The sequence below is a fragment of the Catenuloplanes sp. NPDC051500 genome (assembly GCF_044454585.1).
In the GTDB taxonomy this organism is placed as follows: Bacteria; Actinomycetota; Actinomycetes; order Mycobacteriales; family Micromonosporaceae; genus Catenuloplanes.
This window is the reverse complement of record NZ_JBITDX010000045.1, coordinates 20,524-33,003: the sequence shown is the minus strand read 5'-3', so window position 1 is coordinate 33,003 and position 12,480 is coordinate 20,524. Positions and strand designations below refer to the sequence as shown.

General features: G+C 70.6%; 9 protein-coding genes. 7 read left to right on the top strand and 2 right to left on the bottom strand.

Annotated features, from left to right (window positions below):
• The first annotated feature begins 1,552 nt into the window (after positions 1–1,552).
• The 4 genes from ACIA8K_RS40560 (at position 1,553) to ACIA8K_RS40545 (ending at position 5,946) form a co-directional block, all read left to right on the top strand.
• Positions 1,553–2,638, top strand: a complete 1,086-nt coding sequence (locus ACIA8K_RS40560) for a sugar ABC transporter substrate-binding protein (protein ID WP_396068835.1) — start codon at positions 1,553–1,555, stop codon at positions 2,636–2,638.
• Between the two features lie 103 nt (positions 2,639–2,741).
• The gene (locus tag ACIA8K_RS40555; RefSeq protein ID WP_396068834.1) at positions 2,742–3,515 is read left to right on the top strand and encodes an ATP-binding cassette domain-containing protein; all 774 of its coding nucleotides are present in this window, start codon (positions 2,742–2,744) and stop codon (positions 3,513–3,515) included.
• On the top strand, positions 3,512–4,750 hold the full coding sequence (locus ACIA8K_RS40550; RefSeq protein WP_396068833.1) for a sugar ABC transporter permease: 1,239 nt from the start codon (positions 3,512–3,514) through the stop codon (positions 4,748–4,750). The genes ACIA8K_RS40555 and ACIA8K_RS40550 overlap by 4 nt, the downstream gene beginning before the upstream one ends.
• A 23-nt stretch (positions 4,751–4,773) precedes the next feature.
• Positions 4,774–5,946, top strand: a complete 1,173-nt coding sequence (locus ACIA8K_RS40545) for an ROK family protein (protein WP_396068832.1) — start codon at positions 4,774–4,776, stop codon at positions 5,944–5,946.
• On the opposite strand, the gene ACIA8K_RS40540 is transcribed toward ACIA8K_RS40545, so the two are convergent.
• Positions 5,943–6,527, bottom strand: a complete 585-nt coding sequence (locus tag ACIA8K_RS40540) for a TetR/AcrR family transcriptional regulator (protein ID WP_396068831.1) — start codon at positions 6,525–6,527, stop codon at positions 5,943–5,945. The genes ACIA8K_RS40545 and ACIA8K_RS40540 overlap by 4 nt on opposite strands.
• Before the next feature lie 126 nt (positions 6,528–6,653).
• Between ACIA8K_RS40540 and ACIA8K_RS40535 the strand changes: the two genes are divergently transcribed.
• Genes ACIA8K_RS40535 through ACIA8K_RS40525 form a run of 3 tightly spaced genes read left to right on the top strand, consistent with a single transcriptional unit; the run spans position 6,654 to position 10,772 of the window.
• A complete protein-coding gene (locus ACIA8K_RS40535) occupies positions 6,654–7,301 on the top strand; it encodes an O-methyltransferase (RefSeq protein WP_396068830.1) in 648 nt (215 codons plus the stop codon).
• A 46-nt stretch (positions 7,302–7,347) separates the two neighbouring features.
• Positions 7,348–9,045, top strand: a complete 1,698-nt coding sequence (locus ACIA8K_RS40530; protein WP_396068829.1) for an ABC transporter transmembrane domain-containing protein — start codon at positions 7,348–7,350, stop codon at positions 9,043–9,045.
• Positions 9,042–10,772 carry an ABC transporter ATP-binding protein gene (locus tag ACIA8K_RS40525; protein ID WP_396068828.1) on the top strand — a complete coding sequence of 577 codons (1,731 nt, stop codon included), beginning with the start codon at positions 9,042–9,044 and terminating at the stop codon, positions 10,770–10,772. The genes ACIA8K_RS40530 and ACIA8K_RS40525 overlap by 4 nt, the downstream gene beginning before the upstream one ends.
• Here the strand turns inward: ACIA8K_RS40525 and ACIA8K_RS40520 are convergent.
• Positions 10,769–12,472, bottom strand: coding sequence for a hypothetical protein (locus ACIA8K_RS40520; RefSeq protein ID WP_396068827.1), 1,704 nt, complete (start codon positions 12,470–12,472; stop codon positions 10,769–10,771). The genes ACIA8K_RS40525 and ACIA8K_RS40520 overlap by 4 nt on opposite strands.
• Between the last annotated feature and the right edge of the window lie 8 nt (positions 12,473–12,480).

Here is a 12,480-nt window from a genome sequence, read left to right as displayed (position 1 = left end):
TCGGCGCCTTCGAAATCGCATTCCCAGGCCGCATCACGTCTACAATGGTCTTATAGGGGCAAAAGGATGGTTACACAGACATCCTGACAGGCTCCGCGCCTTAGGCCGTAGGCCAGCGCCTCGGGCCGGGACCGCAAGCCGGGACCGCAGGCGGAAACGTAGGCGGAAACGCAAGCCGGGACCGCAAGCCGGAGACGCAAGCCGGGAACACATGCCGGGAACGCAAGCCGGGACCGCACGCTGGCAACGCAGGCGGAAACGCCAGCCGGGACCACAGGCGGGAACCCGCTCGGAGTCAACCGGAGACGCGAGCCGCTCGGGGGCAATCGCAGACGCGAGCCGCTCAGGGCAACCGCAGACGCGAACCACTCGGGGCAACCGCAGACGCGAACCACTCGGGGCTGTTTATGGTGACATGTCGGGTGTGCAGCACGCGGCGCGGTCATTCGCGCGCGAATACCGTCCAGAGTCGGGGAACTGGCAGGTGGAAATCCTGCCCAATTACGTCCACGTCCAGTGCGCGGGAGTCAAGATCCTTGCGTCTCTGGCGGCCCTTATTCGAGGCTCGAAAGGGCCGCCAGAGACGCAAGGATCTTGAGTTCGCCGGAGAACCGCCGCAGGCGGGCTGTGTCCTGACGTGCCGAATGTGGTGCCGCCTGGCCTTGTAAAGCCAAGCGTCGCCTGGCCTTGTGAAGCCGGGCCCCGACGACCCCGAAGCGCCTCGACCGACCGGCGCACCACGAGTCTCCGGCTTCGATGCTTGATCTTGCGAGCGCCAAGCCCGCACTCGCGACGCCCGGCCGCCGCTGATACGTCACCCGCGCCGCTACCTCACCACCCGCCCACGCACGCCGGCCGCCGCCGACACGTCACCCGCGCCGCCACCTCACACGCACGCCGGCCGCCGCCGACACGTCACCCGCGCCGCCACCTCACCACCCCGCCCACGCACGCAACAGGGCCGCCTGCAGCACGATCCCGACGATCGCCGCCACCCGCACGCACGCACGCGCCAGGGCCACATACGACGGGCCACGCGCGAGCCGGACACTCATGACCACGACGGGAAGGCCCGGACTCGTGGGGCTTGTACCGCGCTGGACCATGGCAGAAAGAACGTAGGTCCGGTCCCGACCGGCACCCGATGCCACTCGGCCCATTCCGCTCACGGATCTTGACTGCGCCTTCATGAAGCGTCCGCCGCCGGCGTCTCGTTGCATCCAGACCGGCATCCACATTCGCATCCGCATCCAGATCGGCGAAGCGCGTTTGTGCACGTCTGCGACGTATGACCCGGTCACCCTAGTATCAAGATCCAGATAAGCTGAGCGGCGCCGGCGCCGCGCACGGCCGGTCTCGATCACGCGCCCCGGGCGTACCCACGGATGATTTTGATCTTGGTTTCCTGGGCATTTCGGGCGCGTTGCGGAATTGTTATACCCCTGAACAAAATGAGGGCTTGCGTGGTGCGCAACAGGCGAAATATGTTGCCGGGCACAACAAACGTCGAGACATCGCAGGGAGCTCCACTTCACCGAAAGGACCTTGCACAATGCGCAGAGTCCTGACCACGCTGGCCGCGGCCGGCCTCGCCGCGGGCGCGCTCACCGCGTGCGGCGGCGACTCGAGCGGCGGCGGGGAGAGCCGAGCTGCCAAGATCGCCGTAATTCTCCCGGACAGCGCCTCGTCGAACCGCTGGGAGACCGCGGACCGCAGGTATCTGGAGGCGGCGTTCAAGGCGGCGGGCGTCGCTTACGACATTCAGAACGCACAGGGCGACAAGAACGCGTTCCAGACCATCGCCGACCAGCAGATCACCAATGGCGCCACGGTTCTCATGATCGTCAACCTGGACTCCGGCACCGGCAAGGCCGTGCTTGACAAGGCGAAGAACCAGGGCGTCGCGACCATCGACTACGACCGGCTCACGCTTGGCGGCAGCGCGGAATATTACGTCAGCTTCGACAACGTGCAGGTGGGCAAGCTGCAAGGCGAAGGCCTGCAGAAGTGCCTCACCGACCTGAAGGCGGAGAAGCCGGTCGTCGCAGAGTTGCACGGCTCCCCCACCGACAACAACGCCACGCTGTTCAAAGAGGGCTACGAGTCGGTGCTCAACCCGCTCTACGCGAACGGCACCTACGTCAAGGGCCCGCAGGAACCCGTCCCGGCCTGGAACAATACGACCGCAAGCACCATCTTCGAGCAGATGCTGACGCAGACCGGCAACAAGATCGACGGCGTACTCGCTGCGAACGACGGGCTCGGCAACGCGGTCATCACCACGCTCAAGAAGAACGGGCTGAACGGCAAGGTGCCGGTCACCGGCCAGGACGCGGACGTGCAGGCGTTGCAGAACATCCTCGCCGGCGACCAGTGCATGACCGTCTACAAGGCGGTCAAGCAGGAGGCGGACGCGGCGGCCGAACTGGCCATCGCGCTCTCCAAGGCCGAGCGTAAGAGCGTGCCGGGCAGGGTCACCGATCCGGAGAGCGGCCGCGACGTCCCGTCCGTGCTGCTCACGCCGAAGACGATCTTCTTCGACTCGGTCAAGGACGTGGTCGCCGACGGCTACGTGACCAAGGCGGCGCTGTGCACCGAGGCCTACCAGGCGAAGTGCGCGGAAGCCGGAGTCAGCTAGACCTTTGTAACCGGCTCAGGGCACGAGCCGGCCGGTGCCGCCCGGGATGTCACAATCCCGGGCGGCACCCGGACGTTGAGCCGTTCGACGCGCGAGGAGAGATGTGTCCGCGACACCCCTGCTGGAACTGCGCGGGATAGACAAGGGCTTCGGCCCGGTCCAGGTCCTGCGCGACGTCACCTTCGCCGTCTACCCCGGCGAGGTCACCGCGCTCGTCGGCGACAACGGCGCGGGCAAGTCGACGCTCGTCAAGTGCATCAGCGGTATCTACACCATCGACTCGGGGCAGATCCTCTTCGAGGGCCGGCCGGTCTCGGTCAACAGCCCGCGGGACGCTGCCACGCTCGGGCTGGAGGTCGTCTACCAGGACCTCGCGCTCTGCGACAACCTCGACATCGTGCAGAACATGTTCCTCGGCCGGGAGCGCCGCAGCGGGCTGGTGCTGGACGAGCCGACCATGGAGCAGCTGGCGGCCGAGACGCTGGCGAGCCTCTCTGTGCGGACGGTCAAGTCGCTGCGCCAGCACGTCTCAAGCCTCTCCGGCGGCCAGCGGCAGACGGTGGCGATCGCCAAGGCCGTGCTCTGGAACAGCAAGGTCGTCATCCTGGACGAGCCCACTGCCGCGCTCGGCGTGGCACAGACCGCGCAGGTGCTTGAGCTGGTCCGCAGGCTCGCGGACCGCGGGCTGGCGGTCGTGCTGATCTCGCACAACATGAACGACGTGTTCGCCATCTCGGACCGGATCGCCACGCTCTACCTGGGGAGGATGGCGGCGCAGGTGAAGACCACCGACGTGACGCACTCGCAGATCGTCGAGCTGATCACGGCGGGGCGCAGCGGCAACCTCGGCCTGGCGGAGAACGGGGTGCCGCGATGACCGCCATGCTGGAGAAGACCGAGCCGCTGACCGTCAACCGCCACGTGCGCGACTACGTGAGCCGGGTGCGCGGCGGCGACATCGGCTCGCTGCCGGCCGTGCTCGGGCTGATCGCGCTCTGCGTCTTCTTCGGCGCGATGCGGCCAGCGTTCTTCAGCGCCGGCAACTTCGCGAACCTGTTCACCCAGGGCGCGGCCGTCACCATCATCGCGATGGGCCTGGTCTTCGTGCTGCTGCTTGGCGAGATCGACCTCTCCGCCGGGTACGCCAGCGGCGTCTGCGCGTCGGTGCTCGCGGTGCTGCTGACCTACCAGGACTGGCCGTGGTACGCCGCCACGCTCACCGCGCTGGTCACCGGCCTGGTGATCGGGCTGGCCATCGGCTTCATGGTCGCGAAGGTCGGCATCCCGTCGTTCGTGGTCACGCTGGCCGCGTTCCTGGCGTTCCAGGGCATCGGGCTGATCCTGATCAAGGGTGGCACCAACGTGCCGGTCCGCGACGAGGTGCTGGTCGCGATCTCGAACAAGAACGTGCCGCCCGCGCTGGGCTGGGCGCTGTTCCTGCTGGGTGTGCTGGCGTTCGCCGCGATCCAGCTCCGGCAGTGGCGCACCCGGCACGCGCGCGGCCTGGTCAGCGACCCGCTCGGGGTGGTGCTCGCCCGGATCGCCGCGCTGGTCCTGATCGTCGGCGCGGCCGTCTACGTGCTCAACCTGGAGCGCAGCCGGAACGTGCTGATCACCTCGCTCAAGGGCGTGCCGATCGTGGTGCCGATCATCGTGGTGCTGCTTGTGGTGCTGACGTTCGTGCTGCACCGGACCGCGTACGGCCGGCACGTCTACGCGGTCGGCGGCAATCGCGAGGCCGCGCGCCGGGCCGGCATCAACATCGACCGGATCCGCATCTCGGTCTTCGTGATCTGCTCGTTCATGGCCGCGATCGGCGGCGTGGTCGCGGCCTCCCGGGCGAACTCGGTGGACGCGAACACCGGCGGCAGCAACGTGCTGCTCTACGCGGTCGGCGCCGCCGTCATCGGCGGGACCAGCCTGTTCGGCGGCAAGGGCCGGGTGATCGACGCGGTGCTCGGCGGCGCGGTGGTCGCGGTCATCGATAACGGCATGGGCCTGATGAACGCGAGCGCGGGCGCGAAGTTCGCCTGGACCGGCGCAGTGCTCCTTGCCGCAGCCAGCATCGATGCGCTGTCCCGGCGTCGTGCGGCGGCCACCGGCAACCGATAGATGCCCATGGAGAATGCAGACTGATGCGCGCCGCACCCAGCCAGGACGAGGTCCGCCGGCAGAACCTCGGGGCGCTGCTGCGGTACGTGCACGTGCACGGACCGATCTCGCGCGCGGAGCTGACCACTCGGCTCGGGCTCAACCGCAGCACGATCGGGGCACTCACCGCGGATCTGACCGCGGCCGGCCTGGTCCGCGAGGAGGCGCCGCGCGGTGCACGCCGAGCCGGGCGGCCGTCGCTTGTCGTGCTGCCGGAGTCGGGGCGGGTGTACGCGTACGCGCTGAGCATCGAGGTCGACCGACTGCGCGCGGCCCGGGTCGGGCTCGGCGGCGAGGTGCTTGACGAGCGCGTCTACGACCGGCCTCGTGACCTGCGCGTCTCCGAGGTGGTCGGCCCGCTCTCCGCCTTCGTCAAGGAGATGCAGCACGCGGCGCCGGAGGGCGGCCGGTACGTGGGCGTGGGTGTGGCGGTGGCCGGCATGGTCCGCCGCCACGACGGGCTGGTCCGGCTCACGCCGAAGGCCGGGTGGGTGGACGAGCCGCTCTCCGAGCCGCTGGCCGAGGCGCTTGGCGGCGACCACACGGTCAAGGTCGGCAACCACGCGAACCTAGCGCTGATGGCCGAGCACCTGCGCGGCGTGGCCGTCGACACCGAGGACGTCATCTACCTGCACGGCGAGGTCGGGATCGGCGCCGGGATCATCGCGCACGGCACCCTGATCACCGGCCACGGCGGGTACGCCGGCGAGGTCGGCCACATGATCGTCCACCCGGGCGGCCGGACCTGCAGCAGCTGCGGCGCGCGTGGCTGCTGGGAGTCGGAGATCGGGGAGGAGGCGCTGCTGCGTGCGCTTGGCACGGACGGCAGCGGCCGGATCCCCGCGCACCAGCTGATCGCGGCGATGCGCGGCGATCCGGGCAGCCACGAGGCGCTACGGCAGATCGGCGAGTGGCTCGGCCTCGGCGTGGCGAACCTGGTCAACATCTTCAACCCGGAGATGGTCATCTTCGGCGGTACGCTGCGGAACCTCTACCTGACCACGGCCGCGCAGGTGCGGTCGCGGCTCAACTCGCTGGCGCTGCCGGCCAGCCGCGAGCTGCTGCGGCTGCGCACGCCGAAGCTGGGCGAGGACGCGGCGCTGATCGGCGCCGCGGAACTGGCCTTCACCCAGTTGCTCGCGGACCCGCTCGGCTAGGGCGTCAGGCCGCGCAGTGCCGCATCGACAAGCCCGTCGGTGAAGTCGGCGCCGACCGGGTCGCCTGTGACGAGCACCCGGTAGTAGATCGGCCCGACAAGTGTGTCGGCGAGCAGGTCCAGGTCCAGGCCGTCCGGCAGCTCGCCGCGGGCCACCGCGCGTTCGAGTGGTTCCCGGTTCAGCGCGCGCTGCCGGGTCAGGTGTGCGACGCGAAGCCGCTCGGCAAGCACCGCGTCGTGCTGCGCCTCGCCGTGCAGCGCGCGGAAGACCGCGCCGGCGTCGTTCTCGGTCAGGAAGATCGCCAGGCCGCGTAGGTGCAGCCGCAGGTCGGTGACGACCTCGCCGGTGTCCGGCGGGAGCAGCGCCTCGCGGGCGTCGGTCGTGAACGCGTCCATCAGCACGTCCGTCTTGGACTGCCACCAGCGGTAGATCGTCTGTTTCGCCACGCCCGCGCGGGCCGCGATGCCCTCGATGGTGAGCTGGGCGTACCCGCGCTCGACAAGCAGATCGTCGGCCGCCTCAAGCACGCTCCGACGTGCCTGTTCACTGCGGCCGTGCCGGTTGCCCCGATGCGCCGTCACCCGGTCGTTCTCCTCTGGCTTTCCAGAACCAGCGCCGTGCTTTCCAACGCTGATGCCGTGCTCTTTTCTCATGCCCGAGAATAAGGCGGCTTGACTAGACGCAACGTTGCGTCCACTCTAGCTCGCATGAACTCACTGCGAGCACCTCGTGTGCGCTCCGTCCTCGACCGCCTGCACGCCGCCGCCGACCTCGACGAGGACCGGCCGTCACCCTGGCCCTCCGGCCGCGACTTCGCCGGCTCGCCGGCCCAGGAGCGGGCCGACCTGCTGGCCGGGGTCTACATGCCGATCTCCGCGAGCGGCGGCGACCTGCTCTACTCGCTGGTCCGGGCCGCCCGGCCGGAGCGGGTCGTCGAGTTCGGCACGTCGTTCGGCATCTCGACGCTCTACCTGGCCGCGGCCGTGGCCGACAACGGCGCCGGGCACGTGGTGACCACGGAGCTCAGCGAGGTGAAGGTGGCGGCCGCCCGGGCGAACCTGGCCGAGGCCGGCCTGCACGAGGCGGTGACAGTGCTGGCCGGGGACGCGCTGGCCACCCTTGCGGACGTTCCCGGCCCGATCGGCCTGCTGCTGCTCGACGGCTGGAAGGACCTGTGCCTGCCTGTGCTGCGGCTGCTTGAGGACAGGCTGGCGCCGGGCGCGCTCGTGGTGGCAGACGACGTCAGCTTCCCGAGCATGGCGCCGTATCTGGAGTACGTCCGGGACCCCGCCACGGGCTACGTGAGCGTGGAGTTCCCGGTCGGCGACGGCATGGAGATCAGCTGCCGGGCATAAAAACCGGTGGATCCGCCGGGTGCGCACACAGTACCGTTTCGTTACTATGCGTGACCTGCCGCGGACCGACCCCGGAGTCGCCGACCACCGGTCGGCGCGTCGCCTGCTGTGGTGGATGGTCCGCCGGGTCCGCGCGAAACTGGCCGTCTCCCTGGTGCTCAGCGTCGTCTGGATGTGCTCGGCCGCGCTCGCCCCCGCGCTGATCGGCACCGCGGTCGACCGCGGCATCACCGGGCGCGACCCGGGCGCGCTCGCCGTCTGGTCCGCGGCAGTGCTCGGGCTCGGCATGGTGCAGGCCGCGACCGGGATCCTCCGGCACCGGTACGGCGCGCACAACTGGCTCGACACCGCGTACGGGACGGTGCAGCTCACCGTGCGGCAGTCCGCCCGGATCGGTGCGGCGTTGCCCCGCCGGGTGTCAAGCGGCGAGGTGGTAAGCGTCGGCACCTCGGACATCGAGCAGCTCGGCGCCGCGACCGAGATCGTGGACCGGGCCGCCGGCGCCGCCGCCGCGGTCGTGGTGATCACCGTGATCATGCTTGGCACGTCCACCCGGCTCGGCCTGGTCGTGCTGGTAGGCGTGCCGATTCTGCTCGGCGCCGTCGCGCTGCTGCTCCGCCCGCTCCAACTCCGCCAGGAGGTCTACCGCACGCGTCAGGGCAGTCTCACCACCCGGGCCGCCGACATTGTCACCGGCCTACGCGTGCTGCGCGCCGTCGGCGGCGAGTCGCTCTTCTCCGGCGGCTACCGCACGCAGTCACAGGAGCTGAGGACCGCGGGGGTACGGATCGGGCAGCTCGGGGCCGTGCTGGAGGCGACCCAGGTGGTGCTGCCCGGCCTGTTCCTGGCGCTTGTCACCTGGCTCGGCGCGCGGCTCGTGCTGGCCGGCGACCTCACCACCGGCCAGCTCGTCGCGTTCTACGGTTACACCGCGTTCCTGGTACCGCTGCTGCGCAACCTCACCGAGGCGGCCGACAAGTTCGCGGTGGCGATCGTCGCCGCGCGGCGCGTGGTGCGACTGCTCGACCTGGAGCCCGATCCGGCCTCACCGGTGCGGCCCGCGCCGATGCCCCGGCACGCGGCGGTGCTCGCGGATCCGCGCTCCGGCCTGCTTGTGCGCCCCGGTGCACTGACCGCGATCGCGGCGGCCGACCCGGCGGACGCGGCGGCGATCGCGGAGCGGCTGGCCCGGTTCACCGACTCGGAGGCGCGGCTGGACGGCGTACCCCTGCGTGATCTTGATCTTGATCTGCTGCGGTCCCGGGTGCTGCTCGCGGAGAACAACGCGCGGCTGTTCGCCGGCGTGCTGCGGGAGTCGCTCGGCGGCGCACCGGGGGACAACCGGATCGCCGCCGCGCTGGAGACGGCCGCGGCCGGGGACATCGTGGACGCGCTGCCGGGCGGCCTGGACACCGAGATCGCGGCGCGCGGGCGGGAGTTCTCCGGCGGGCAGCAGCAACGACTGCGGCTGGTCCGCGCGCTGCTCGCGGACCCGGAGATCCTGATCCTTGTGGAGCCGACAAGCGCTGTCGACGCGCACACCGAGGCCCGGATCGCGGCCCGTCTCGGACCGGCCCGCGCCGGGCGCGCCACAGTGGTCTGCACGACAAGTCCGCTGATGCTCGCGCACGCGGACCACGTCGCCTACGTGGAGGACGGCAAGGTCATCGCGGAGGGTGCCCACCGCGAGCTGCTCACAAGCGAGCCCCGGTACGCGGCCACCGTCCTGAGGCAGGAGTCATGATCCTTCCGATCGCGACACCCCACGAGGTCCGGCGGTACGTGCGCGGCCTGTTCCGCCGGCACCCACGCGCGCTCGGCCTGATGCTCTCGCTGCACGGGCTCGGCGCGCTCTGCGGGCTGGCCGCGCCCCGGCTGCTCGGCGAGTTGATCGAGATCATCCGCACCGGCGGCACGGCCGGCGCGCTCGACCGGGTCGCGTTGCTGCTTGTCGGCGCCGTGATCGTGCAGGCCGGGCTGGTGTACCTGGCGCGGTACGCGTCCGCGCGGCTCGGCGAGCGGGTGCTTGCCGAGCTGCGCGAGGAGTTCGTCGACCGGGTGCTGTCCGTGCCGATCGGGACCGTGGAGCGGGCCGGCACCGGCGACCTGCTCACCCGCACCACCCGGGACGTGGCGTCGCTTGCCTACAGCGTGCAGTGGGCGGCGCCGGAGATCCTCACCGCGCTGATCACCATCGTGCTGCTCGTCGCGGCGCTGCTGCTGGTGTCGCCGCTGTTCCTGGCCGCGCCGCTGCTTGCCGCGCCGCTGCTCTGGCCGGTGACCCGCTGGTACCTGCGCCGCGCCGCCGACGGCTACCTGCGGGAACGCGCGGCCTATGCGCGGATCACCGAAGGGCTGGCCGAGACCGTGGAGGGCGCCCGGACCGTGGACGCGCTGCGGCTGCACGAGCGCCGGCGACGGCAGACCGACGAGGACATCCGCGGGTCGTACCGGGCCGAGCGGTACACGCTGTTCCTGCGCACGGTCTGGTACCCGGTGGCGGACACCGCGTACGTGCTGCCGGTCGCCGCGACGCTGCTGCTCGGCGGCCTGTACTACGTCAACGGCTGGCTGGCGCTCGGCACCGTGGTCACTGCCGTGCTCTACATGCAGCAGCTTGTCAACCCGGTCGACCAGGTGCTGTCCTGGCTTGAGGAGCTGCAGGAGGGGCAGGCCGCGCTGGCCCGGGTGATCGGCGTCGGCGAGGTTGCCACCGTGGAGGCGGGCGGGCCGGCGCCGCACGGCAACGGGATCCGGCTGCGGGACGTGACGTTCGGATATCTGCCGGGCCGCCCGGTGCTTTACGGCGTCTCGCTCGACATCGCACCGGGCGAGCGGCTCGCGGTGGTCGGCCCGTCCGGCGCCGGCAAGTCCACGCTCGGGCGGCTGCTGGCCGGCGTGCACCTGCCGGACTCCGGCGCGCTCACGGTCGGCGGCGTGCCGCTGTCCTCGCTGCCGCCGGACCGGCTGCGCGGCGAGGTCGCGCTTGTCACCCAGGAGCACCACGTCTTCGTCGGCACGCTGCGCTTCAACCTGGTGCTGGCCAGGCCTTCCGCGTCTGATGAGGAGATTCGTGGCGCGCTCGCGGCCGTGGACGCGCTGGGCTGGGCGACCGAGCTGCCGGACGGGCTGGAGACGGTGGTCGGCGAGGGCGGGCACACGCTGACGCCCGCGCAGGCGCAGCAGCTGGCGCTGGCCCGGCTGGTCCTCGCGGATCCGCACACGCTTGTGCTCGACGAGGCGACGTCGCTTCTCGATCCGCGCGCGGCCCGGTCGCTTGAGCGGTCGCTTGCCGCGGTGCTGGCCGGGCGGACCGTGGTGGCGATCGCGCACCGGCTCTTCTCCGCGCATGACGCGGACCGGGTCGCGGTGGTGGAGGGCGGCCGGATCGTGGAGATCGGGTCGCACGACGAGCTGATGGCGGCGGACGGGTCGTACGCCGCGCTGTGGCGGTCCTGGACCTCCTCCTAACGCGCGATGTCCCAGACCGTCACGCCGCCGATCTCGGTCGGCGGCCGGCCGGTCAGGTCCGCGAGCAGCATCTTCACGGCCTCGCGATTCTGGTGCTCGGCCGGCACCACGATCACCGACGTCTGCCAGAACGCCAGGTCCGCGGCGAACGCGGCCCGCTGCTCCGCGGTCGGCACCGGCGTCACGCCGGTCGCTGTCACGTCCGCGATCAGCAGGTGGGTGGGGCGCTTCTGCGGGCCGAAGATGCCGCGCCCGTCCTCCTCCGGGCCGGGCCCGATGAAGTAGCCGAGCGCAAGCGGGAACTCCAGGCCGGAGCGGGCGGCCCAGCGCAGGTTCGTGGTGTCCGTCCAGGGCCCCGGCACGACGAGCATGCTGCCGCCGTCGGTCAGCTGCGCGCGGTACTCGTGCCCGGTGATGTAGGCAGGAATCGGCGGGATCTGCTTCGTGTCCATCGGCAGCGGCACGATCGGCAGCAGCGCGGCCAGGACCAGCGGCAGCAGCACCGTCCGCGAGCGCTCGACCGCGAGCGCAAGCAGCAGGCCGACGCACGGGATCGCCACAAGCACCAGCCGGGTGGGCACCACGGAGTCGAAGAGCGGGAGGTGCGCGAACGGCTCCCAGGGGCCGGGCGCGGTGACGTCGCCGTACCCGTTGATGATTATGTCCCGGCCGATCGAGAGCACGGCGAAGACGACGGCTGTGCACGAGGCGGCGAGCGCGACAGGCCGCTTCCGGAAGATCACCGCAAGAGCCAGGAACAGGATCACCAGGGGTACGCCGAAGAACGCGTTCTCCTCCGTACGGTTCGCCGCGATGTTGCCGAACGGGGAGAATGATCCGCCAAGCGAGTGGGTGGAGAACGAGAAGAACGAGGCCAGGTCGTTGCCGTAGCTGGTGGTGAACTCCGGCACGCCGTGATAGCTGCCGGGCCCGGTGAACTGCACCCACAGCGGGTACGCCGCGACCACACCTGTGATCGCGGCCGCGATGCCGAGGTTCGTGAAGAACCGGGCCTTGTCCACCTCGTTCCAGCGCAGCAACGCGTAGAGCGTGCCGAAGATCGCGCTGCCGAGGCCTGTGAAGAAGAGCGACTCCTCGTTGATGAAGACCTGGTAGGACATGATCAGGCCGAGCAGCACGCCCGCGTACCGGTTCGAGGCCGGTGCGAAGAGCAGGTGCACCACGAACGGGAGCAGGAACAACGCGACCCAGTTCGGATGGCCCTGGGTGTGCGTGACGACGCCGGGCGCGAAGCCGCAGAACGCGCCGCCGATCGCGGCCGCGAGACGCGACTCGACCAGGCGGCGGGAGAAGACCCAGTACCAGCCGTACGCGGTGAGCGCCATGCCGAGCAGGACCAGCAGGGCGAACGTGGCGGCCGGGCCGGCCAGCAGCGTCACCGGGGCCAGCGGGATGCCGAGGCCGAGCACCGCGGTGTTCGCCATCATGTTCACACCGAGCGGCGCGTTCATGTCACCTGTGAGCAGCCAGTCACCGCCGCCGCCGGAGACCAGTTTGGCGGCGCGGGCCAGCACGAACTCGAACTGCGCGTGGTCGTTCTGGTTCGCCTCCGGCACGGCGTGGTCCAGGTCACGCCAGAGCGGCAGGGTCAGGACGAACGCGAACAGCAGGAAGCTCGCCAGTGCGACGAGGTCCCATCTTCTGTCGCCGAGGACGAGCCGTTTCCCGAGGAGAAGCACCGCCGCAT

What these genes read in the sequence shown, in the direction of transcription:
- ACIA8K_RS40560 (WP_396068835.1), top strand. Translation starts at nt 1,553, where the DNA reads ATGCGCAGAGTCCTGACCACGCTGGCCGCGGCCGGCCTCGCCGCGGGC.
- ACIA8K_RS40550 (WP_396068833.1), top strand. Translation starts at nt 3,512, where the DNA reads ATGACCGCCATGCTGGAGAAGACCGAGCCGCTGACCGTCAACCGCCAC.
- ACIA8K_RS40545 (WP_396068832.1), top strand. Translation starts at nt 4,774, where the DNA reads ATGCGCGCCGCACCCAGCCAGGACGAGGTCCGCCGGCAGAACCTCGGG.
- ACIA8K_RS40535 (WP_396068830.1), top strand. Translation starts at nt 6,654, where the DNA reads ATGAACTCACTGCGAGCACCTCGTGTGCGCTCCGTCCTCGACCGCCTG.
- ACIA8K_RS40530 (WP_396068829.1), top strand. Translation starts at nt 7,348, where the DNA reads ATGCGTGACCTGCCGCGGACCGACCCCGGAGTCGCCGACCACCGGTCG.
- ACIA8K_RS40525 (WP_396068828.1), top strand. Translation starts at nt 9,042, where the DNA reads ATGATCCTTCCGATCGCGACACCCCACGAGGTCCGGCGGTACGTGCGC.